Source organism: Mesorhizobium sp. WSM4813 (assembly GCF_055811555.1).
This window is the reverse complement of the sequence record NZ_JBVVQU010000011.1, coordinates 20609-41706: the sequence shown is the minus strand read 5'-3', so window position 1 is coordinate 41706 and position 21098 is coordinate 20609. Positions and strand designations below refer to the sequence as shown.

Genomic DNA, 21098 nt, shown 5'->3' with positions numbered 1-21098 from the left:
GTGGGCTTCGTAGCGATTTCGATTCAACGGTCTGCGGACAGCCCCGACGCTAGAGTGAGCAAGCCGCATAGGCGGGGCGACGTCCGCTCCTTGCCGCAATCACGTCGTTCCGACAGACGCGCATACGGCAAGTTTCCACCCTGAGCGGGCTTACGGCCCCGGAACCAAGCGTCAGATTTCGACCACTAGGGAGCAGAGAAGAAGGCGGTGATCTCTAGGGACGCAGGCGGCGACGACCGTCACCTCGCTTCTCGCAAGCGAGCGAGTGCGGCGAAAAACTGTTTCATGACCGCTCAGCTGCCGCTGCGCCAATCGCTAACGACGGAGCCGCGCAACAGATAGCGCCGCCGGCCTGCTTGCCAGTATATCAGCTGCCGACCTCGAAAAAGGGCGCGCCAAGCAGGTCGGGAACGACATCGATACCGAGACCGGGCCCGTCCGGAATGCCCATGCGGCTGCCCGTGACCGGCGGCAAGTTCGATGCGGTGCGCACCGTCACCCATTGGTGGAAGGCGATGGCGTGCAGCCGGCGCTCCTCCGGCGTCGACAGCGACAGATGCGCCATGGCTGATGTGTCGATCTCGGCGCCACCGGTGTCCTCGACGGTGATCATGAAACCAAGAGCGACGGCAAGGTCGCGGATCTGCCGCGTCTTGGTCACGCCGCCGAGCCGCGAGATTTTCAGCGTCAGCCCGTCGGCCGCGCCCTTGCGGTGGATGTCGAGCATGTCATCCAGCGAGGCGACGGATTCGTCGAGCACCATCGGCTTGTCGAGCGAGCGGCGCACCGACATGCATTCGTCGATCGTGGTGCAGGGCTGCTCGAAAGTGTAGTCGATGGCGCGCGTCGCGTCAGTGAACTGGCGCGCCTGATAGGGTGTCCAGCCGGCATTGGCGTCGCAGAAGATCACCGTGCCCTTCGGCACCGAAGCGGCGACTGCGGTGACGCGCTCGATATCGTCATGGACATTGCCGCCGACCTTGACCTGCAGCCGGTGGAACCCGTTCTTGACGATGCGCTTGGCCAGTGCCGCCATGGCGTCGACCGTGCCATGGGTGACGACCTTGTAGAGCTCCGCCGTCTCGCTCTCGCGCCCGCCAAGCAGCGTCACCAGCGGCACATCGGCGGCGCGTGCCGCAAGATCCGAGCATGCCATGTCGAGCGCCGACTTGATGTAGGGATGGCCTTTGAACACAGTATCCATCAGCCGGCCGATACTGGCCAAAGCGCGAGGATCGTGGCCCAGCAGATGCGGCGCGATCTCTATAACGCCGGCGCGAGTGCCGGCTGCGAATGCCGGCGAGTAGAAATTGCCGAGCGGCGCCATCTCGCCCCAGCCGGTCAGCCCGCTGTCGGCGGTGATGGCGACGATCACCGCGTCGAACGCATCGGCGACACGCCCCTTGGACATTCGATAGGGCCCGTCTACGAAGGGCTGCACGACATGGTAAGCCTTGATGGTTTTGATCTGCAATTTCTCTGTCCGTTGTCTGTGATGTCGCGACGAACCGCCAATTGGCGGCTTCTGTCGGCTCAGCTGCCTTCTGGTCGGTTGCGCGTTAGGCCGGCGCGATCGGGATTGGCGTCTTTGGGGGCACGCTGTTCTAGGCTGCGCGCATAGGCAAGCAGTTCCTCGAAATCGAGGTCGATATGCTCGCGGGCGTGGCGCTGGGCGGCGCGCATGTCGGCGCCTTTCAGCAGCCGCACATACACCTCGTGGATGTCTTCGGCAGGCACCGGCTCGTTGCGCGCCCGCTGATGCAGGGCGAAATACATCTGCAGCCGGCTGGTCAGCCGCTGCCAGGTCTCGAGCAGAACCGAATTGTCGGCCCATTCATGGATCAGGCCATGCAGCTGCAGCGCGGTTTCGATCTGCCTTGTGGTGTCGCGGTTGCGCGTCACCTGCTTTACCGCCTCGTGGCGCCGGTCGAGCTCGTCGAAGAAGCGCTGCTCGCGAAGCGGCCAGGTCAGTTCGATGGCGAACTCATCCAGAACCTTGTTGAGCGAATAGGCGTCGTCGATGTCCTTGGCGGTCACGTTGATGACGAAGGTCCCGGCGTAGGGAATGCTGGTCAGGATGCCTTCCTGCACCAGTTCGCGCATTGCTTCGCGCAGCGGCGCGCGGCTCACCCGCATCTGCTCGGCAATCCTGAGTTCATTGAGCTTCTGCCCGGGTTCCAGCTGGCCGGTCAGGATCGCGCGCCGAAGCAGCGCCACGATCTCGGCGCGTCTTGTCGTATCCGCGATCGGAGCGAAATCCAGCTTCCCCAATTTGGTCACTCCACAAGAACAGGAACCAAGACAAGCAGATTGTCGACAATCTAACAAGTAGTATCTATGGATTTCCTGGTTTCGGGCACATGTCGGTTCGGCTCGGCCATCCCTATTGCGCCTTCATGCCTGCGGCCAAGGCCGATCGCGCCGGTTGCCGGGCTCGTCGAACTGCTCAGCAAAACGGCGCCCTAAGCATAGCCGGGGGCGCCGCTGGACCGGGCCTGATGGGGGGTATCAGGTGGCCGGTTTCTGGGGCAGCGGCGAGACAGGCATTCCCGGGCCGATCTTCTGCAGATTGCCTGTTATCACCTGGTCGCCTTCCGATACGCCGCTCGATATGGCCACCAGATCGCCATTGGTCGGCCCGAGCGAAACGACGCGCTGATCGACCGTATTGTCCTTGCCGACGACGTAGAGGTATTTGCCGAGCTGGCTCGATCCTAACGCCGTCTGCGGCACCATCAGTGCATCGGGCTGCTGCTTGATGTGCAGCCTGACGCGAACATATTGGCCCGGCAGCAGCGTGAACTTGGCGTTGCCGATCGTCGCCCGTGCGGTGATGGTGCCGGTCGAACGATCGACCGTGTTGTCGATGAAGGTGAGCTGACCTCTGTGGCGCGGCTCCGTGTCGCCGGGAAGCAGGACGTCGACATCGACGGGCCCCGCCGCGCGGGCTTCCTCGATCTGCACCAGATCCGTTTCACTCGGATTGAAGGTGACATAGATCGGGTCGAGCTGCACCAGCGTGTTGAGCACAGTGCCGGCGACGCTGACCAGCGTTCCGACCGAGGCCTGATTGCGGCCGACGCGCCCGGCGAACGGCGCCTTGATTTCCGAATAGCTCAGATTGAGCTCGGCGGTCCGCACCGCCGCCTGGTTGACGGCAAGCGAGGCCTGGGCCTCGCGCAAGCTGCTGGTGCGCTGGTCGAACGCATCCTTGGCGATGTATCCGCTCTTGGCGAGCTCGGTGCCGCGTCCAAGGTTGGAACGCGCATAGTCGAGCGTTGCTTCGTCGCGCTGGACCTGAGCCTTCGCCTGGTCGAGGGCAGCCTGGAAATCCTCTGGAGCGATCTTGTAGAGAAGGTCGCCCTTCTTGACATCGCTGCCGTCGGGCGCGACCTGCTCCTGCAGATAACCCGGTACGCGCGCCTGCAACGTGACGCTGCGGATCGGCTCGGTGCGGGCGGCATAGTCGAGATAGATCGGGATCGTCTTCTTGACGACGCTCACCACCGGCACCGGCATGACAAACGCCGCGGGGTCGGGCGCCGCGGGTTCGGGCGTCGCCGCCCCCGCCGTACCGGCGTTGAGGCCGAAATTGCCCATGTCGAGCAAGTGAACGCTGGCCACCGAGACCGCTCCCAGGGCAACGGCCGCTCCCAACGCAATTTTCCATTTACGCATGATCAATTCTCCAATCCTATTCGGCCGCTTCGGCCAATCGCTCGAAAGCGGGTTCGGCAGTTGGTTCAGTCGGTTCGGCAACGGGTTCGCTCTTGGAGCCGCGCTCGCGCAGCTGCTCGATCACCGCATAGAAGACCGGCACGAACACCAGCGACAGGATCGTCGCCGCGACCATGCCGCCAAAGACGGTGGTGCCGATCGACTGGCGGCTCGCTGCTCCAGCACCTGTGGAGAACATCAGCGGCAGCACGCCGAGGATGAACGCGAAGGCGGTCATCAGAATCGGCCGCAGCCGCAGGCGCGCCGCTTCCATTGCGGCGTCGACGATGCTGAGACCCTCCTCGCGTCGGCGCCGGGCAAACTCCACGATCAGAATGGCGTTCTTCGCCGCCAGCCCGATCAGCATGACGAAGCCGATCTGCGAATAGACGTCGATCTGCATGCCGCGCATCAGCAGGGCGACAAAGGCACCGAACAGGGCAAGCGGCACCGCGAGCAGAACCATGAAGGGCATGGCCCAGCTCTCATATTGGGCGGCGAGGATCAGGAAGACGAAGACCATGGCGAGACCGAAGACAATCGAGGCGATCGATCCGGCCTTGAGCTCCTGATAGGTAATCCCTGTCCATTCGTAGCCGAAATCCTTCGGCAGTGCTGTGGCAGCGGCACGTTCCATCGCGGCGACCGCTTGGCCCGAGGAGAAGCCGGGTGCGGCACCGCCGTTGATCAGGGCCGACGCATTGTTGTTGTAATGCGGGACGGTTTCCGGGCCAACGATAGGCACCAGCTTGCCGAGCGTGCTCAACGGCACCATGCCGCCGGAGGCATTGCGCACATAGAGCCGCGAAATGTCGGCGGCACCCGCACGCGCATCCTTGTCGGCCTGGATCGTTACCCGGAAGGTGCGGCCGAACAGGTTGAAGTCGTTCACATAGAGCGAGCCGAGATAGATCTGCAGCGTGTTGAACACGTCAGGCAGGCTGAGGCCGAGCAGCTTCGCCTTGTTGCGGTCGAGGTCGTAGTTGAACTGCGGCGTCGAGGTCGAGAACGACGAGAACAATTGCTGCGGGTTGAGCTCGGGCTGTTTGCGCGCTTCGGCGAGCACGGCTTGCGTCGCGTCGTTGAGCGCAGCGCTGCCGCGACCGGTCAGGTCCTCCACCTGGAATTCAAAGCCGCCGGTCGTGCCGATGCCCGGGATCGAAGGCGGATCGAAGCTCAGCGCGAAGGCCTCGGGAATTTCCATGAGCTTCGAGCGCACGTCGGCGACGAGCTTCGAGGCGCTCTGGTCAGGGCCGCGTTCGTCCCATGGCTTGAGGATGGCGAATTCCACCGCCGAGTTCGACTGGGCGGCACTGGTGAGGAAGTTCAAGCCGCTGATCGAGCCGACGATATCGACGCCGGGCGTGTTCTGCAGGACATCGCGTACCTTTCGGGCCACCGCGTCGGTGCGCTCCAGCGACGCGCCATCCGGCAATTGGATGACCACGAAGAAATAGCCCTGGTCTTCGACCGGGAGGAAGGTCGAGGGCAGACGCTGCCAGACGAAGTAGGTCGCGACAAGCCCGGCCGCGAACAGCCCAAGCATGATCCAGCGCAGGCGGATGAGGAAGCGCACACCATGGGCATAGGCATGCGACAGCCATTCGAAGCCCGTGTTGAACCAGCGGAACAGCACGAACTGCGTTGCCGGGCGGTGGCGCAGGAAGGCGGCGCTGAGCGCCGGGGTGAGCGTCAGCGAGACGAAGGCTGAGATGCCGAAGGAGATCGCCACCGTCAGGGCAAACTGGTTGTAGAGCCGGCCGGAAACGCCGGGTATGAAGGCGACCGGCACGAACACGGCCATCAGCACGGCGGTCGTGGCGATGATAGGGCCGGTAACCTCGGCCATCGCCGCGCGCGTGGCAGCCAGCGGTTTGAGGCCGGCCTCCAACTGGCGCTCGACATTCTCGACGACGACGATCGCATCATCGACGACCAGGCCGATCGCCAGCACCATGCCGAGCAGGCTGAGCATGTTCAGCGAGAAGCCGAACATATACATGACGACGAGCGTGGCCACCAGCGACACGGGAATCGCAATGGTCGGGATGATCGTGGTGCGCCAGCTCTGCAGGAAGATGAACACCACCGCGACAACCAGGACCAGCGCCTCGCCGAGCGTGACCAGCACGTCGTGCATCGACGCCGAAACGAAACGCGTCGTATCGTAATGCATGGCGTAGCTGACGCCCTTGGGGAAACGGGCTGACAGTTCCTGCATCTTGTCCTTGACGCGCTGCTGCAGGTCGAGGGCGTTTGAGCCTGGCATCTGGTAGACCGCGAGCACCACGGTCGGGTCCTCGCCGAAGAAGGCCGACGACGAGTATTGCAGGGCGCCGAGTTCGATGCGCGCGACGTCGCGCAACCGCACCAGCGAACCGTTCGCGGCATCGGCGCGCACGATGATATCGCCGAATTCCTTGGGATCGCTCAGTCGGCCGACGGCGTTGACCTGCATTTCGAAAGCGGTGCCCGCCGGCGCCGGCGACTGCCCGATCTTGCCGGCCGCGACCTGGACATTCTGCTCAGCGATGGCGTTTTGGACGTCGACGGCGGTGATGCCGAGATTGGCGAGCTTGTCGGGATCGAGCCATACGCGCATCGAATAGCGCCGCTCGCCGAAGATCTGCACGTCGCCGACGCCCGGCAGGCGCTTCAGCGGGTCGACCACTTGCAGGTAGGCGAGGTTGCTGAGCGCGACCGGATCGACGGAGCCGTCGGGCGAGGTGAGGTTGACGATCAGGACAAAATTCGGGTTCTGCTTCTTGATCGTCACGCCACCCTGGTTGACGATGGCCGGCAGCGAGGACGCCGCCTGCGACACGCGGTTCTGGACATCGACGGCGGCGGTGCTCAGGGGATAGCCGACCTCGAAGGTGATGGTGATCGTCGACGAGCCGTCATTGGAGCTCGACGATGACATGTAGGTCATGCCTTCAACGCCGTTGATCTGCTGTTCGAGCGGTGTCGTGACGGTGTCGGCCACGACTTGTGCACTGGCGCCCGGGTAGTTGGCGCTGACCACGACCTGAGGCGGCGTGATGTCGGGAAACTGCGAGACAGGCAGCAGAAAATAGCAGATCGCCCCGGCGAGCACCATGATGATGGCGATCGACGATGCGAAGATCGGTCGGTGGATGAAGAAGTTTACCATGACACGCACGCCTCGCCCGATGCTCTCACCTGGCCAAAAGCCTTGGCCACTCTGGACAGCCGCCGGCTGCGGCTTTGCCCCGGGTCTTCGAGGAAACGAGGCGGCGCCATACGGCTGCGGCCTTGCCTATCCGCAAGGGTACGCAGCATTGTCTCGAAAGAGCGCGGGTCGACACGGTCGGCCTTCATCAGCATCCGAATCATCGGATCCTTCACAACTTCGTCGATCGTCAAATCTTTGCGCTGCGACATCGTAGCGGCTCCTGGCTTGCGATCTGCGGCGTACGCCGCAGATCGGGTGGTCTTCCGGTTCGCGGCCAAAGTCGCCTGGGGCGCAGTTCATGCCCGGGCCGATGCGGCGGAGGCTGTTCACAGGCGCCTGCGAGATTGACACGAGGCAATGGGGGTGTTACCAGTAAGTAACATCTAGAAGTTACAGACCGGTAACACCCTAGTCAAGAGGTGTACCGAGGGATTTTTCGGAAACCCCGGAACCAAGGAGGTTTTGATGGAAGACGGCACTGCGGAACGCATCCGCCCCCGGGATCGCATCCTGGAGACGGCACGGGATATGTTCCACAAGCATGGCATCAAGGGCGTCGGCGTCGACGCGATCACTGAGGCCGCCGGTACCAACAAGATGACGCTTTACCGTCATTTCGAGTCCAAGGACGATCTGGTCATCGAGTGCCTGCGGGCGACCGCATGCAGCGCCAACGCGATGTGGCAAAAGTTCGAGGCCGAGCATCCCGGCGACAAGCTTGCGCAGCTGCACGCCTGGGTTCGCATGGCAGCCGATTGCCTGATGGTGGACGGCCGCGGTTGCGACATGGCGAACGCCGCCATCGAGTTGAGCGAGACTGACCATCCCGCCCGTCGGGTGATCAAGGAACTCAAGCAGGCCCAGCGCGACCGTCTTGTCGGCCTGTGCCGGGACGCCGGCATCGGCCAGGCAGAGCTTCTCGCCGATACATTGTCGCTGCTGCTTGAAGGCGCCCGTGTCAGCCTGCAAAGCGTCGGCGCCGAAGGCCCCAGCGCGCAATTTGTCCGCATGGCGGAAGGCCTGATCACGTCTTTCCGGGGCGCTGCGGCCAGATAGTCTCGCAAGCGGCGAAACGATCGGTAGCGTGTTCATTGCGAGCCGCGCCGCCGAATGCTGTTTTGTCCGTTCGGACGTGTCGTCATCGCGCTTGTCCTTTGCCGATCTGTCAGTGAGGCAGGATAGAACCGATAACGAATCGGTGAGAGTGACAAGTGTGACGGGATTCCGACGGATCCGCTGATCGCGGCTGCAACACCTTTACGGGCGAATATGCCGGCGGCATCACCCCCTGGTGACAGATCATCGTGTCCGGTGATCGTCGTGACCTCAGCCTCTGCCCAACATCCGGAGCCGCAACAAAAAAAGCCCGCTGCCGGGAGGAGGTGGCAGCGGGCTCGATTTCGAATACGGCACGGGAGGAGGTGTACCGCACTCAGCGTCGGCATCGCATCTGGGAGGAGTAGATGGCCGACACCTATAAACTAGCGGTTGCCCAATGATTCGGCAACAACGAAAGATGCATAGCAGAAGTGCAGATTTGCGGTATCAACCGAATTTTAACCATCGCGGCAAGTCACCGGGGGGCCTTGCGGGGCGTCACTGCACCGGGACGTTCTCCTTGAAGATAAGGCGTGGTTCGATGAATTTCCGCGTCAGATAAGGCGCCGAGGATGCGATCGAACCGAGCAGGCGAATGACCGATTGCTCGGCGATCAGCCGGGCATTCTGGTCGATGACGACATCGAGTAGATCGTCGACAAGATAGCCGCGTGTCGCCCTCGTCAGGTCGTGGCAAATGAACACCGGCTTCCTTTGCGGCTTGGATTCCAGCAGCGCTCTCGCCACGCCCGAACGCCCGGCACCGACGCAATAGATGCCGAGCAGTTCCGGCTCGTTGTGCAGCGCCTTCATCGTTGCCGTATAGCTGATATCAGGCTCGTCGTTGATCTCGACGGCGCTGGTCACGGTCAAATTGGAGAACTCCTCGCTGAGCACGGAGCGAAAGCCCATTTCGCGTTCTTCATGCCCGCGATAGGAACGTGAGCCGACGATCATTGCCAGATGGCCCGGACGCCCGCCCAGGAAACGCCCCATCAAAAGGGCTGCCGTGCGCCCTGCGACACGGTTGTCGATGCCGACATAGGCCGATCGCGGTGCGCCCGGAACGTCCGACACCAGCGTGACCAGGCGGATGCCGGCCTCGACGATCTCGCGCAGGATGTTGCGCGTTCTCGGGTGATCGATAGCGATGACGCCGACGCCGTTTGCCTTGAGCGAGAGGTCTTCGACCGCCGCCTGCAACGCGTTCGGCGAGATGCCGACGAGCTTGTGGATCCGGCAGGAGGCGACAAGCGGCAGGCGTGCCGCATAATCCTCGATATGGTTTGCCAGATCCATCATGAAGGCATTGGTGCCGATTGGCAGGAAGAACTCGAGATGCGCCGGCCGCGAGGGCAGCGTGACCTGATCCACGACCGGCAAATAGCCAAGCTGCTTGGCCGCCTCCATTACCCGCTGCCGGTTGGCCGCGCTGGCGCCTGGCCGGTTGTTCAGCACCCGGTCGACCGTCGCGGTCGACAGCCCGCAGCTTCTGGCGATGTCCGCAACGGTGGCTTTCATTGTCGCAGTCATAGGAGCCGATGCGATCCTGTGCCAGACTTATGGCCAACCGGTTTCCGCATGGCCCACTCAGCCCTGCGGTTGCTTGCCCTGGACGATGGCGTCGTGGATCTCCTTGTCGGACATGCCGGTGATGATCCGTTCGACTTCCGCGACGTTGGTGTTCTTCGGATCGATATCGTCGGCAACCACCTTGCCGCGGCGCATGACGACGATGCGGTCGACCACCTGGAAGACGTGATGGATGTTGTGGGCGATGAAGATGCAGGAATGGCCGGAATCGCGGGCGCTGCGCACGAAGCTCAGCACACCTTGCGTCTCGGCGACGCCGAGATTGTTGGTCGGCTCGTCGAGGATGATGAGGTCGCTGTCGAAATGCATGGCGCGGGCGATCGCCACGGCCTGCCGCTCTCCGCCGGAGAGCGAGCCGATCGGCGTGGTCGGCGGGATGTTCTTCGAGATGCCGACCTGTTTGAGCAAGTCGCGGGCGACCACGTTCATCGCCTCCTGGTCCATACGGTTGAGGAAACGCGGCGGCTTGATCGGCTCGCGCCCGAGGAACAGGTTGCGCGCGATCGACAATTGCGTGACCAGTGCCGAGTCCTGGTAGATCGTCTCGATGCCGTGGGCGATGGCGTCGCTGGTGCTGCGGAAGTCCACCTTCTTGCCGCGGATGAAGATGTCGCCGCTGGTCAGCGGAACCGCACCCGACAGCACCTTGATCAGCGTCGACTTGCCGGCGCCATTGTCGCCGAGCAGACCGACGATCTCCCTTTCATTGACGTGGAAATTGGCGTCTACCAGCGCCTGCACACGCCCGTAGGACTTGCGGATGTTTTCCATGCGGACAAGCGGCTCAGTCATGGTTCAAGTCCCCGCCTGATGCCGGCGTTCCAGCCATGAGTGGAGCGCCATCATGCCGAGGATGATCGCGCCGATGAAGATGTTGTAGGCAAGCCCTGGCACGCCGATCAGCACGATGCCGTTGCGCATCACGCGCAGGATCAGGATGCCGAGCACGGTTCCGATGATGGTGCCGCGTCCGCCAGTCAGGGCGGTGCCGCCGATCACCACCATGGCGATGACTTCGAGCTCGTAGCCGGTGCCGCTGTTCGGGTTGGCCGCCGAGGTGCGCAACGAGCTGATGACGCCGGCAAGCGAAGCCATGATCGACGACAGGATGAACAGGCCGATCTTGACGCCGCTGACATTGACGCCACGCGCCCTTGCCGCGTTGGGGTTGCCGCCGGCAGCCTGGATCCAGTTGCCGGTCCGGCTTTGCGTCAGCACGTAGCCGAGTGCGATCGCGGCTGCGATGAACCAAAACAGCGACATGTAGATGCGGAACGGCCCGATGAAGAAATCACCGACCAGCGCCTCGGCGAGCCAGCTGCCTTCGGCGCTCCAGGTGCGTTGCGGAAATCCGCTGGTGACGAACAGAGCGGTGCCGCGCACGACCAGCAGCATGCCAAGCGTCACCAGGAAGGAGGGAATCTTGAGTTGCGTCACGAACCAGCCATTGACCAACCCGATGAAGGCGGCAACCAGCAAGGCCACGACGAAGCCGGCTTCCAGCGAGGTGAGGCCGCTGTTGAAGAGCGTCCACATCAAGACGGGCGAGAAACCGAACAGCGATCCGACCGAGAGGTCGAACTCGCCTGATGTCATCAACAGCGTCATCGCCAGCGCAATCAGGCCAAGCTCGACCGTGAAGGCCAGTATGTTGCTGATGTTTTGCGGCGACAGGAAGTCGTGGTTGAACCCCCAGAACACCGCGAGCTCGACGACAAGGAGCACGAAGGGCCCGAATTCCGGCCTGGCGATCGAGCGTTGGATAATGGAACTATTTTCCACGTTGGACCCGCGACATGGTTGGAATTGGCCAGGCCCGGGCACCGCATAAGCGGTTCGAGGCTCGGCGGGGTGATTGGGATGATCGCGGCAAGCGCCGCCGCGTTCATCCCAATCGCGGTGTTATTTTCCGGACAGGATGTCGTCGTAGACCTGCGCGGTGTCCTTTTCGTAGAGTGCGCCGGTGATCACGTCGAAGCCGGGCGGAATGCCGCTGGCGGCCATGTTGGCGATCGAAAGCGCCACGTAGCTGGTCGCCTGCGGATCTTGCCATTGTGCGGCATTGACGTAGCCGGTCAGCACCTCCTGGGTGGTATCGAGCGAGTTGCCCCAGCCGACGACCGGGATTTCACCCGGCTTGATGCCGGCCTGGTCGAACACCCGCTTGATCGAGCCGGTCACCAGGTCGCCGAGACCGATGATCGCCTTGACCTTGGCCCTGTTGGCCGTGAGATAGTCGACCATGCGGTTGATTGCTTCGGCCTGGTCGAGCGTGGCTTCGGTGATTTCATAAGTGATGCCGAGTGGCTCGAAGACGCTCTTGATGCCTTCTTCTTCCTGGACGCCATAGGTGGCGCCCGGGATTTCGACCGGCATCCAGACGAAATCGCCCTTCTTCACCAGGCCCTTGTCGACCAGATACTGCGCCCAGTTCTTGCCGAAGGTGACGTTGTCACCGCCAACATAGGCGTTGAAGTCCGCCTTCGGATCGGGCGTGTTGAAATTGATGATCGGGATGTTTGCCGCCCGCGCTTCCTTAGCGAGCTCGATAAGGCTGCCCGGGTCGGGGCTGGTGGTGGTGATGCCGTCCGCCTTGGCGGCGATGGCCGCGCGAACAGCCTCCTGCTGGGACGACACGTCGCCATTGTGGAACGAGGTGTTGACGGTGTTACCGGTGTCCGTCGCCCATTGCTTGGCGCCGGCGAGGAAGTAGGTCCAGACCGGATCGGCCGGGCCGCCATGCGAAATCCAGTAGAAGGTCTTGGCCTGTGCCGCCGCCGGGATGGCCAGCGCCACGATCAAGCCGAATACAAATAGCCGTAGCCTTGTCAGCATTTGATTTCCTCCCATTTTGAAAATTCCTCCACCTTCGACGACGATCACGGCAAACCCTGATCGTATTCTTGCCAGCGCCGATCTGGATGCATCACAGCATCCGCTTTTTCGACATATGGCAAGCCTCCATTTGCCAGTGGTAGTTGGCGCGCGGCAAGGCGCCATCAGCAGTCCCATCAGATTGCATCAGTTTGGCTGATATTTTCCAGGCAGGCGGATCTTCAATTAGAGCACCCAGGCCGAGACGTCTCTCCGTAGCAGTCGGGGCGGAACCTAGATAAGATCGGCCCTGGCGAGGTCGCGCATCAGATGGCTGGCGCCGTAGGTCCAGTGGGGGCAGTCGGGCGACAGCCGCACCCGGTTGATCAGGGCGCCAAATTTCTCCGATGAGATGGTGACGATGTCGCCGATCTTGTGCGTGAAGCCCTTGCCCTTTTCGCCGCGATCCTTCGACGGCACGAACATGGTGCCGAGATAAAGCGCCAGCCCGTCCGGGTATTGGTGATGCGGACCCATGGCGGCCGCGACCAGCTCTTCGGGCGAGCGGCTTATCTCGGCCATCGAACTGGCGCCCTCCAGCGAGAAACCGTCCTCGCCCTCGACCTTCAGGCGCACGATGGCCTGCTTCACGTCATCGATGGAAAATGTAGCGTCGAACAGCCGGATGAATGGGCCGAGCGCGGCCGAGGCGTTGTTGTCCTTGGCCTTGCCGAGCAACAGCGCCGAGCGCCCTTCGACGTCGCGCAGATTGACGTCGTTGCCGAGCGTGGCGCCGACGATCCGGCCGCTGCTGGCGGCGATCATGGCGATCTCCGGCTCCGGATTGTTCCAGGTGGAAACCGGATGCAGGCCGACATCGGCGCCGAAGCCGACCGACGCCATCGGCTGGCATTTGGTGAAGATCTCGGCATCGGGGCCGATACCCACTTCCAGATATTGCGACCAGGCGCCGCGCTGGATGAGCTTGGCCTTGATCTCCATCGCCTCCGGCGAGCCTGGCTTGAGCTTCGACAGATCGTGACCGATCAGTCCGGCAATGTCGGCGCGAATGGCGTCCGCCTTTTCGGCGGAGCCACGCGCCTGCTCCTCGATAACCCGTTCGAGCAGGCTTACGACGAAGGTGACGCCCGACGCCTTGACCGCCTGCAGGTCGACCGGAGAAAGCAGGTACGGTTTTTGCGGGTCGCGCGCGGCCGGGAAACTGTTGGCGGCGATTGCATCAAGCGATCCGATCGGTTCGCCCGCGGTCGCCTGGACGTAGCCTGCTGGGTCTGGCATCTCGCAGACGTCGCGCACGGTTGGTGCCATGCTCGACGTGATGTCGAACGCAGTGCCGTCGCGCACCGTGACCACCAACGGATGCGACGTTTCGCTTGTCCGGGCACGGCCGACGAAAAGGCCCTCGGCTGGCAGGTGCGTGGCGTTCGTCATGGCTTGCGGTCCTCTGCTGTCTTGTTCTGCTGCGCCGGTCGTCGCTGCCGGACCAGTGGGTCGTCAAAAGCCTGGCCAGCGGCGGCGGCACTTTCAACAAATTCCCGCCAAAGGTCTATCCTTTCCCGATCGGGATGAAGTCCGCCGCTACTATTGCTTCGCAGACAATTCAAGCGTCGCCCGAAAATCAGCTTGACAGTTTCACGATTATGAAAAATTCTTGACTGATTTCAAATTCCGATGGGCAACCCCGATGTCGACCATCGTTGCAAGGCAGCCGCTGCCGGAATCCCGGTCCTCGACGGGTTTCCGGTTGGCCATGCTGCTGCCGGGCGGGCTGGTCACCTTCTTCTTGATCCTGTTTGCCCTTGGTCTCGTACTTTTCCTCGCCTTTCGCGGCAATGACGGTTCGCTGCTGGGCGCCAGTTTCACCTTTGCGAATTTCATCACGGTGGCGTCCGATCCTCTGTACTGGACGGTAACGCTGCGCTCGCTGGCCATTGCCGGCCTGGTGACGCTGGCCACGGTCGTCACCGCCTATCCAGTCGCCTACTATCTTGCCTTCCACGCCGGACGGCGGCGCGGCCTGCTGCTGTTTCTGGTGACGCTGCCGTTCTGGACCAGCTATCTCTTGCGCGTCTTCGCCTGGAAGATCGTGCTTGCCTACAATGGCGTGCTGAACTCGGCGCTCATCGAAAGCGGCATCTGGTCCGAACCGACACTGGCGTTTCTCAACACGCCGGCCGCCGTCGTCGTCACGCTGGCCCACGCCTATGCGCCTTTCGCCATCCTGCCCATCTATGTGGCCCTGGACACGATCCCAAAATCGCTACTCGAAGCCGCTTCCGATCTCGGCGCCAGACCGTTCACCAGCTTCCGCCGCGTCGTGCTGCCGAACTCGATGCCGGGGGTGCTGGCGGCGGCTCTCGTCGTCTTCGTGCCGACGGTCGGCGACTATGTCACTCCCGCGCTGGTCGGTGGTCCTGCCAGCACCATGATCGGCACGCTGATCCAGGCCCAGTTCGGCAAGGCCAATGACTGGCCCTTCGGCGCAGCACTCGCCGTTGCCGTCATGTTGGTCATCCTTGCCGTGGTGCTGGTGGTGCGTTCCGCCGACCGCAGATTTGGCAGCCGCTTATGAACACGGCCCGTATCGATGCAAAGCGGGGCGGCGGTTGGCTCGGCGCCTATGTCCTTGCCTATCTGGTGTTCCTGTACTTGCCGATACTGCTGATCCCGCTGTTTTCCTTCAACAATTCGATCCAGGCGGCGTTTCCGCTGCAAGGCTTCACGTTCGAATGGTACGCGACGCTGTTCGGCAATTCGGCGCTGTCCGGCGCGCTTGCCAACAGCCTCGTCATCGGTGCAATTGCCGCCACCGGTGCCACGCTCTGCGGCATCACCGTGTCCTATATGGACCTCTTCGGCCGCTCGCCGCTTGCCGCCACGATTAGCGCCATCGCGCGGCTGCCGATCCTGATCCCTGGTGTCATCGTCGGCATTTCGCTGCTGATCCTGGTCAACCTCATTGGCTTCGGGCCGTCACGCACGGCCATCGTGCTCGGCCACATATTGGTGGCGCTGCCGACGACGGTGGTGATCATGAAAAGCCGCTTCGCCGCTATCCCCAAGACCATCCGCGAGGCGGCACTCGATCTCGGCGCGTCCGACTGGACGACATTCAGGCGGGTCATGCTGCCGCTCAGCCTGCCCGCCATTGTGTCAGCCTTCATGCTGGCCTTCCTGACCTCCTTCGACGAGTTCATCGTCGCTTTTTTCCTCGCCGGCACCGAGCCGACCTTGCCGCTTTACATCTGGAGCCAGCTGCGTTTCCCGAAATCGCTGCCGACCGTCATGGCGCTGGGCACGGCTATCCTCGCCGTGTCCTTCGTCATCGCGGCAATTGCCGAAATCCTGCGCCATCGCGGGCTCGCCGCCGCTCAGCGGCCGGTGCCCGCCGACCTGTCCAAACCAGAAGAAACCGAAAGAGGAGAACTGCAATGGCATTCGACCTGAAATCGATAAATCGCAAGACAGTCCAAGCCGGATTGGCAGCCTTCGCGCTGGCGCTTTCGTCGACCGTCGCGCTTGCGGCCGACAAGCTGCAATATTTCACCTGGTCGGGCTACGAACTTCCCGACTTCAACAAGAACTTCCTCGCCGCACACCCCGATGGCGTCGAGGCCTCGATGTTCGGCGACGACGATGACGCCTTCACCAAGGTCAAGGCCGGTTTCCGCCCGGATGTCGCGCATCCCTGCTACGACAAGGTGGCGCGCTGGAACAAGGAAGGCCTGCTGCAGCCGATCGACACCAAGCGCATCAAGAACTGGGATTCGATCTTTCCGGTCTTCAAGAACCTGCCCGACCTGCAGGCCGGCGACGGCAAGGTCTGGATGGTACCGTGGGACTGGGGCAACACCTCGATCCTCTACCGCACCGATCTGGTGAAGAACCCGGAACCGAGCTGGAACCTGCTCTGGGACAAGCAATATGCCGGGCGCATGGCGACAATCGACGCCGTCCACGACACGCCGGTGGTGGCGGCGCTTCTCGCCGGCGTCAATCCGTTCGACATGACGCCGGAACAGATGGAAAAGGTGGCTGAGAAACTGCGCGAGCAGCGCCCACTGCTCTCCAACTACACCACCGACATGACCTCGGTCGAACAGGCGCTGGCGAGCGGCCAGTTGGTCGCCGCCATGACCTGGAACGCGTCGGCCACCTCGCTGAAGAAGCAGGGTGTACCCGTCGAGTTCATGAAGCCTAAGGAAGGCATGCTGACCTGGGCGTGCGGCTTCGTCATGCTCAAGGACGCCAGGAATGTCGACCTCGCCTATGACTTCATCAACAGCCGGCTGGAGACGGATTCGGGAAAATACCTGATCCAAGCCTATGGTTACGGCAGTTCGAACAGCTCTGCCTTCGCCGCCGTGCCGAAGGAGGAACTGGAGAAGCTGCAGCTGCCGTCCGATCCGGAAGTGATGCTGAAGACCACCGTCTTCACCGGGCCGATGAAACAGAATGACGAACTCGCCAAGATGTTCGAGAAGGTCAAGGCGGGCGGCTGAGTTCGCTCTTCCTTCTCCCCTTGTGGGAGAAGGTGGATCGGCGCGTAGCGTCGAGACGGTTGAGGGGTGCTCGACGGAATGCGGGGTCTGCCAAGCTGGAACACCCCTCATCCGACCGAGCTTCGCTCGACCACCTCCTCCCACAGGGGGAGAAGGGAAGCGTTGGCAAACGAGGATGTATGCATGGACATGCCAAACGAAGCGGCTGAAAGGCCGAAAGACGACGCCGATGTGCGGGTCGGCCGCCGCGTGCGGGCGCTAAGGCTGGAACGCAGTCTTTCGCTGGCCGAGCTTGCCGCCAAGGCCGGCGTTTCGATCGGGGCGCTCAGCCAGATCGAGCGCGGCCTGTCCTCGCTTCGGGTCAAGGTGATCTGGCCGCTCGCCGCCGCGCTCGACATCGAACCGTCGGCGCTGATTGCTGACGGCAACGATGCCGTCAGCGATCTCTATTGCGTGCGCGCCAGCAGTCGGCGCCAGATCCCGGTGAAGTCGGAAGGCATCGCCAAGGCGCTGCTGTCGCCGCCAGCCGCCACGCTCACCGGCATGCTGGTGACGGTGGAAGCCGGCGGCGGCACCGTCGAAGCCTACGCCCATCCGGGCCACGAATTCGGTTTCGTCCTGTCGGGCGAAGTCGAACTCGTGGTCGATTCAACCACCTATGGGCTGAAGACCGGCGACAGCTTCGCCTTCAAGAGCACCTTGCTGCACGCCTTCCGCAATCCGAGCGCCGAGCGCTGCCAGATCCTCTGGGTCAATACGACCAAGCCGTCCGAGGTTCGCGATGGCGCCTGATCCGCTCGTTCGGCTGGATGCGGTGTCGAAGGTGTTTCCGGGCGGTATCGTCGGGCTCGACGCCGTCGACCTCGACATCGCCCGCGGTGAGTTCCTGACCTTGCTCGGGCCCTCGGGTTGCGGCAAGACCACCAGCCTGCGGGTGATCGCCGGTTTCGAGCGCCCGTCGAGCGGGCGGGTGCTGCTCGAAGGCCGAGACATCACTTCGCTGCGGCCCTTCGACCGGCCCGTCAACACCGTGTTCCAGGACTATGCGCTGTTTCCGCACATGAACGTTGCCGAAAATGTCGGCTTCGGTCTGTCGCTGCGCAAGCTTTCGGGCACCCAACAGGCAAAGCGTGTCGGCGAAGCGCTCGACATGGTCGGCCTTGCCGAGAAGCTCGGCGCCCGGGTGTCCGAATTGTCGGGCGGCCAGCGCCAGCGCGTCGCGCTTGCCCGTGCTATCGTCTGCGAACCGCGTGTGCTGTTGCTCGACGAGCCGCTGTCGGCGCTCGACGCTCATCTGCGCGAACAGATGCAGGTCGAATTGAAGCGGCTGCAGTCGCGGCTCGGCACCACCTTCGTCCTGGTCACCCACGACCAGACCGAGGCGCTGTCGATCTCCGATCGTATCGTCGTCATGAACAAGGGCCGCATCGAGCAGATTGCGCCGCCGGCCACGCTCTACGACCGGCCCGCCACCAGATTCGTCGCCAGTTTCATCGGCACGATGAACCTGCTGCAGTCGCGCTTTGTCGGCCGTGACGGCGATCGGTTGCGCTTCAGCGCCGGCGCCTTGCCGCTGGAAGCTACCTCGGAAACCGGGGAGCTACCTGGCGAAGGCGCGATGCGAACCATCGGTGTGCGTCCGGAGGATCTTCTGGCGACAACCGATGCTGCGCCCGGCACCACACCGGTGCGGGTGAGCAGCATCGTCTTTCACGGCCGCACCTTGCGCCTGCACGCCGAATTGGGGCAGGGGATACCAGTGGTGATCGATGCGCCGCGCCGGGCGGAAGGTTTTCAATTCAGCGTCGGCGATGTGGCGCATATCAGCCTGCGCCGCGGCGCTAACTGCCCTATGCTACCCGGCTAATCTGATCCCCATCCTTTTCAGAAAACCGGAGCACCACCCATGAGCAATCACCTGAACTTCTTCATCGACGGCAAATGGGTTGCGCCCGTGGTGCCGGCAACGCTGGATGTGATCGATCCGTCCACCGAGGAGGCCTATACGAAAATCTCCGTCGGCTCGAAGGCCGATGTGGATCGCGCCGTGGCAGCGGCAAAGGCAGCCTTTCCGGCCTTTTCGCAAACCAGCAAGGCCGAGCGCCTGCAACTGCTGAAGCGCATCCTCGAAGTCTACAACGAGCGCTACGAGGACATCGCGCAGGCTGTCAGCCAGGAGATGGGGCCGCCGATCACCTGGGCGCGCGAGGCGCAGGCCTGGGCGGGCAGGGCGCATATGGAAGCCACTATTCATGCGCTGGAGGATTATGAATTCAGCGAGAAGCGCGGCACCACTATGGTGGTCAAGGAGCCGATCGGCGTCTGCGCGCTGATCACGCCGTGGAACTGGCCGCTCAACCAGATCGTCTGCAAGGTGGCGCCGGCGATCGCCGCCGGCTGCACCGTCGTGCTGAAGCCTTCCGAGATCGCGCCGATCAGCGGCGTCATCTTTTCGGAAGTGATGGAAGCGGCCGGCACGCCGAAGGGCGTCTACAACATGGTCAACGGCACCGGTCCCGATGTCGGACAGGTCATGGCCGGCCATCCCGACGTCGACATGGTCTCGTTCACCGGTTCGACCCGGGCCGGCATCATCGTCGCCAAAACAGCGGCCGAGACGGTCAAGCGCGTCGCGCAGGAGCTCGGCGGCAAGTCGGCCAACATCGTGCTTGCCGATGCCGACTTCGAGAAGGCCGTGCGCAAGGGCGTCAACGCCTGTTTCGGCAATAGCGGCCAATCCTGCGATGCCCCGACGCGCATGCTGGTGCCGGCCGGCCGCCACGACGAGGCGCTCACGATCGCCAAGAAGGCGGCCGAAGCGCACAAGGTCGGCGACCCGCGCTCGGAAAACACCAAGCTCGGGCCGGTGGTCAGCAACATCCAGTTCGACAAGATCCAGCGGCTGATCGAGGCCGGCATCGCCGAGGGTGCTACTCTGGTCACCGGGGGTCCCGGCCGGCCGGAGCACCTCAACCGCGGCTACTATGTCAGGCCGACCGTCTTCGGTCATGTCACGCCGGGCATGACCATCGAGAAGGAGGAGATTTTTGGGCCGGTGCTTTCGGTCCTCTCCTACGATGATGACGACGACGCGGTGAAGATCGCCAACGACACCGTCTATGGCCTCGCTGCCTATGTCCAGTCAGGGGATATCGAGCACGCGCGAAAGATCGCCGGGCGCCTGCGCGCCGGGCAGGTCTCGATCAACTATCCGGAGTGGGACACCTTCGCGCCCTTCGGCGGCTACAAGCAGTCGGGCAATGGCCGCGAATATGCCGACTGGGCGATCCATGACTTCCTCGAGATCAAGGGCATCATCGGCTACGGCGCCTAGCGCAGGACTGCGAACAGCGCCGCGTGTCCAAGAAGGACGCGCGGCGCTGTAGCGGGCCCGAGCTATTCGGCGGCTTCGCGGACAGGGATCAGGCGCCGCTCGACCTGTTGAAGATGCAGGCGCATCGCTGCCGCCGCGCCGCCGAGGTCACGCTCGGCGATCGCTTCGACGATCCGTTCATGATCGGCAAAGCTGTGATGGTCTGCCGGAGGGCGGGCGCCTTCTGAACGGAGACGTCCCCACACCACGGTCCGGCGCACAGCATTCAGGACGTCGAACAAGCCGAGCAGCACGTTGTTGCGGCTCGCCTGCGCAATCTGCCGGTGGAGCAGATTGTCGATATTCTCGTATTGCCGCCATGTGACGGCTTCCCGCGTCTGCACCAGCGATTGCCGCATCGAAGCGATATCGGAAAGCGTGGCATGCAGCGCCGCTTCGCGCGCAATCTCGGGCTCGATGATGAGGCGCGCGCGCATCACGTCGGCCGGATTCGTGCGCCCGGCGATTTCCGAAATCCCGATCGTCTCCTCGACCGGCCCGCTGCCGACGAAGGTGCCCCTGCCGACGTGACGCCAGATGCGGCCGTCCTTCTCGAGCACTGCCAGCGCCTTGCGCAGATCGCCGCGCGATACGCCGAGGCTCTCGGACAGTTCCCGTTCGGCAGGCAGCCGCGTCTCGCCGGCATGGTCCATCTGGGCAAGATAGGCCTGAAGCTGAACCAGGGCGGCGTGGCCGCCATTACCGGCATCGTCCATCAATTTAACCAATCCGCATATGATTTCCCTTGTTGGTGTTAAAACGATTAGCGGAAACCGTCAACTGC

General features: G+C 63.1%; 18 protein-coding genes. 7 read left to right on the top strand and 11 right to left on the bottom strand.

The window, feature by feature from the left end:
• Window positions 1-367 precede the first annotated feature (367 nt).
• From AC0L25_RS08475 to AC0L25_RS08455, 5 genes are all read right to left on the bottom strand, one after another.
• Complete coding sequence (locus AC0L25_RS08475) at window positions 368-1474, bottom strand: mandelate racemase/muconate lactonizing enzyme family protein (protein WP_473595075.1); 1107 nt, start codon at window positions 1472-1474, stop codon at window positions 368-370.
• Window positions 1475-1533: 59 nt separating this feature from the next.
• A complete protein-coding gene (locus tag AC0L25_RS08470; protein WP_473595074.1) occupies window positions 1534-2271 on the bottom strand; it encodes a GntR family transcriptional regulator in 738 nt (245 codons plus the stop codon).
• A gap of 237 nt (window positions 2272-2508) precedes the next feature.
• The gene (locus tag AC0L25_RS08465; RefSeq protein WP_473595073.1) at window positions 2509-3678 is read right to left on the bottom strand and encodes an efflux RND transporter periplasmic adaptor subunit; all 1170 of its coding nucleotides are present in this window, start codon (window positions 3676-3678) and stop codon (window positions 2509-2511) included.
• A 16-nt stretch (window positions 3679-3694) separates the two neighbouring features.
• Window positions 3695-6871: an efflux RND transporter permease subunit gene (locus AC0L25_RS08460; RefSeq protein WP_473595072.1), complete on the bottom strand. Its 3177-nt coding sequence runs from the start codon at window positions 6869-6871 to the stop codon at window positions 3695-3697.
• A complete protein-coding gene (locus tag AC0L25_RS08455; protein WP_473595071.1) occupies window positions 6865-7122 on the bottom strand; it encodes a hypothetical protein in 258 nt (85 codons plus the stop codon). Before AC0L25_RS08455 ends, AC0L25_RS08460 begins: the two co-directional genes overlap by 7 nt.
• A gap of 256 nt (window positions 7123-7378) precedes the next feature.
• Between AC0L25_RS08455 and AC0L25_RS08450 the strand changes: the two genes are divergently transcribed.
• On the top strand, window positions 7379-7969 hold the full coding sequence (locus AC0L25_RS08450) for a TetR/AcrR family transcriptional regulator (protein WP_473595070.1): 591 nt from the start codon (window positions 7379-7381) through the stop codon (window positions 7967-7969).
• 540 nt (window positions 7970-8509) lie between these two features.
• On the opposite strand, the gene AC0L25_RS08445 is transcribed toward AC0L25_RS08450, so the two are convergent.
• From AC0L25_RS08445 to AC0L25_RS08425, 5 genes are all read right to left on the bottom strand, one after another.
• Window positions 8510-9532, bottom strand: coding sequence for a LacI family DNA-binding transcriptional regulator (locus AC0L25_RS08445; RefSeq protein WP_473595069.1), 1023 nt, complete (start codon window positions 9530-9532; stop codon window positions 8510-8512).
• Between the two features lie 69 nt (window positions 9533-9601).
• Window positions 9602-10396, bottom strand: a complete 795-nt coding sequence (locus tag AC0L25_RS08440; RefSeq protein WP_473595068.1) for an ATP-binding cassette domain-containing protein — start codon at window positions 10394-10396, stop codon at window positions 9602-9604.
• 3 nt (window positions 10397-10399) lie between these two features.
• The gene (locus AC0L25_RS08435) at window positions 10400-11386 is read right to left on the bottom strand and encodes an ABC transporter permease (RefSeq protein ID WP_027152255.1); all 987 of its coding nucleotides are present in this window, start codon (window positions 11384-11386) and stop codon (window positions 10400-10402) included.
• A 120-nt stretch (window positions 11387-11506) separates the two neighbouring features.
• Window positions 11507-12439: a substrate-binding domain-containing protein gene (locus AC0L25_RS08430; protein ID WP_095491966.1), complete on the bottom strand. Its 933-nt coding sequence runs from the start codon at window positions 12437-12439 to the stop codon at window positions 11507-11509.
• A 273-nt stretch (window positions 12440-12712) separates the two neighbouring features.
• The gene (locus AC0L25_RS08425) at window positions 12713-13870 is read right to left on the bottom strand and encodes a fumarylacetoacetate hydrolase family protein (RefSeq protein ID WP_473595067.1); all 1158 of its coding nucleotides are present in this window, start codon (window positions 13868-13870) and stop codon (window positions 12713-12715) included.
• A 253-nt stretch (window positions 13871-14123) separates the two neighbouring features.
• Here AC0L25_RS08425 and AC0L25_RS08420 point away from each other — a divergent pair, with 253 nt between their 5' ends.
• From AC0L25_RS08420 to AC0L25_RS08395, 6 genes are all read left to right on the top strand, one after another.
• Window positions 14124-15011 (top strand): ABC transporter permease, encoded by an 888-nt coding sequence (locus AC0L25_RS08420; RefSeq protein WP_473595066.1) that lies wholly within the window; start codon window positions 14124-14126, stop codon window positions 15009-15011.
• Complete coding sequence (locus AC0L25_RS08415; RefSeq protein ID WP_473595065.1) at window positions 15008-15886, top strand: ABC transporter permease; 879 nt, start codon at window positions 15008-15010, stop codon at window positions 15884-15886. Before AC0L25_RS08420 ends, AC0L25_RS08415 begins: the two co-directional genes overlap by 4 nt.
• On the top strand, window positions 15871-16941 hold the full coding sequence (locus AC0L25_RS08410; RefSeq protein ID WP_473595064.1) for an ABC transporter substrate-binding protein: 1071 nt from the start codon (window positions 15871-15873) through the stop codon (window positions 16939-16941). The genes AC0L25_RS08415 and AC0L25_RS08410 overlap by 16 nt, the downstream gene beginning before the upstream one ends.
• A 183-nt stretch (window positions 16942-17124) precedes the next feature.
• Entirely contained in the window at window positions 17125-17733 is a 609-nt protein-coding gene (locus tag AC0L25_RS08405) for a cupin domain-containing protein (protein WP_473595063.1), read from the top strand.
• A complete protein-coding gene (locus AC0L25_RS08400) occupies window positions 17723-18808 on the top strand; it encodes an ABC transporter ATP-binding protein (protein ID WP_473595062.1) in 1086 nt (361 codons plus the stop codon). Before AC0L25_RS08405 ends, AC0L25_RS08400 begins: the two co-directional genes overlap by 11 nt.
• A gap of 39 nt (window positions 18809-18847) precedes the next feature.
• Complete coding sequence (locus tag AC0L25_RS08395) at window positions 18848-20275, top strand: aldehyde dehydrogenase family protein (protein WP_473595061.1); 1428 nt, start codon at window positions 18848-18850, stop codon at window positions 20273-20275.
• A gap of 62 nt (window positions 20276-20337) precedes the next feature.
• Here AC0L25_RS08395 and AC0L25_RS08390 read toward each other — a convergent pair whose 3' ends face one another.
• Window positions 20338-21030 carry a FadR/GntR family transcriptional regulator gene (locus AC0L25_RS08390; protein ID WP_473595152.1) on the bottom strand — a complete coding sequence of 231 codons (693 nt, stop codon included), beginning with the start codon at window positions 21028-21030 and terminating at the stop codon, window positions 20338-20340.
• Between the last annotated feature and the right edge of the window lie 68 nt (window positions 21031-21098).

Excerpts from the sequence above, each read along its gene's own strand:
- AC0L25_RS08445 (WP_473595069.1), bottom strand. The coding sequence starts at position 9,532 with ATGAAAGCCACCGTTGCGGACATCGCCAGAAGCTGCGGGCTGTCGACC.
- AC0L25_RS08395 (WP_473595061.1), top strand. The coding sequence starts at position 18,848 with ATGAGCAATCACCTGAACTTCTTCATCGACGGCAAATGGGTTGCGCCC.
- AC0L25_RS08400 (WP_473595062.1), top strand. The coding sequence starts at position 17,723 with ATGGCGCCTGATCCGCTCGTTCGGCTGGATGCGGTGTCGAAGGTGTTT.
- AC0L25_RS08455 (WP_473595071.1), bottom strand. The coding sequence starts at position 7,122 with ATGTCGCAGCGCAAAGATTTGACGATCGACGAAGTTGTGAAGGATCCG.
- AC0L25_RS08390 (WP_473595152.1), bottom strand. The coding sequence starts at position 21,030 with ATGGACGATGCCGGTAATGGCGGCCACGCCGCCCTGGTTCAGCTTCAG.
- AC0L25_RS08410 (WP_473595064.1), top strand. The coding sequence starts at position 15,871 with ATGGCATTCGACCTGAAATCGATAAATCGCAAGACAGTCCAAGCCGGA.
- AC0L25_RS08450 (WP_473595070.1), top strand. The coding sequence starts at position 7,379 with ATGGAAGACGGCACTGCGGAACGCATCCGCCCCCGGGATCGCATCCTG.
- AC0L25_RS08425 (WP_473595067.1), bottom strand. The coding sequence starts at position 13,870 with ATGACGAACGCCACGCACCTGCCAGCCGAGGGCCTTTTCGTCGGCCGT.
- AC0L25_RS08465 (WP_473595073.1), bottom strand. The coding sequence starts at position 3,678 with ATGCGTAAATGGAAAATTGCGTTGGGAGCGGCCGTTGCCCTGGGAGCG.
- AC0L25_RS08415 (WP_473595065.1), top strand. The coding sequence starts at position 15,008 with ATGAACACGGCCCGTATCGATGCAAAGCGGGGCGGCGGTTGGCTCGGC.
- AC0L25_RS08440 (WP_473595068.1), bottom strand. The coding sequence starts at position 10,396 with ATGACTGAGCCGCTTGTCCGCATGGAAAACATCCGCAAGTCCTACGGG.
- AC0L25_RS08405 (WP_473595063.1), top strand. The coding sequence starts at position 17,125 with ATGGACATGCCAAACGAAGCGGCTGAAAGGCCGAAAGACGACGCCGAT.
- AC0L25_RS08430 (WP_095491966.1), bottom strand. The coding sequence starts at position 12,439 with ATGCTGACAAGGCTACGGCTATTTGTATTCGGCTTGATCGTGGCGCTG.
- AC0L25_RS08460 (WP_473595072.1), bottom strand. The coding sequence starts at position 6,871 with ATGGTAAACTTCTTCATCCACCGACCGATCTTCGCATCGTCGATCGCC.
- AC0L25_RS08420 (WP_473595066.1), top strand. The coding sequence starts at position 14,124 with ATGTCGACCATCGTTGCAAGGCAGCCGCTGCCGGAATCCCGGTCCTCG.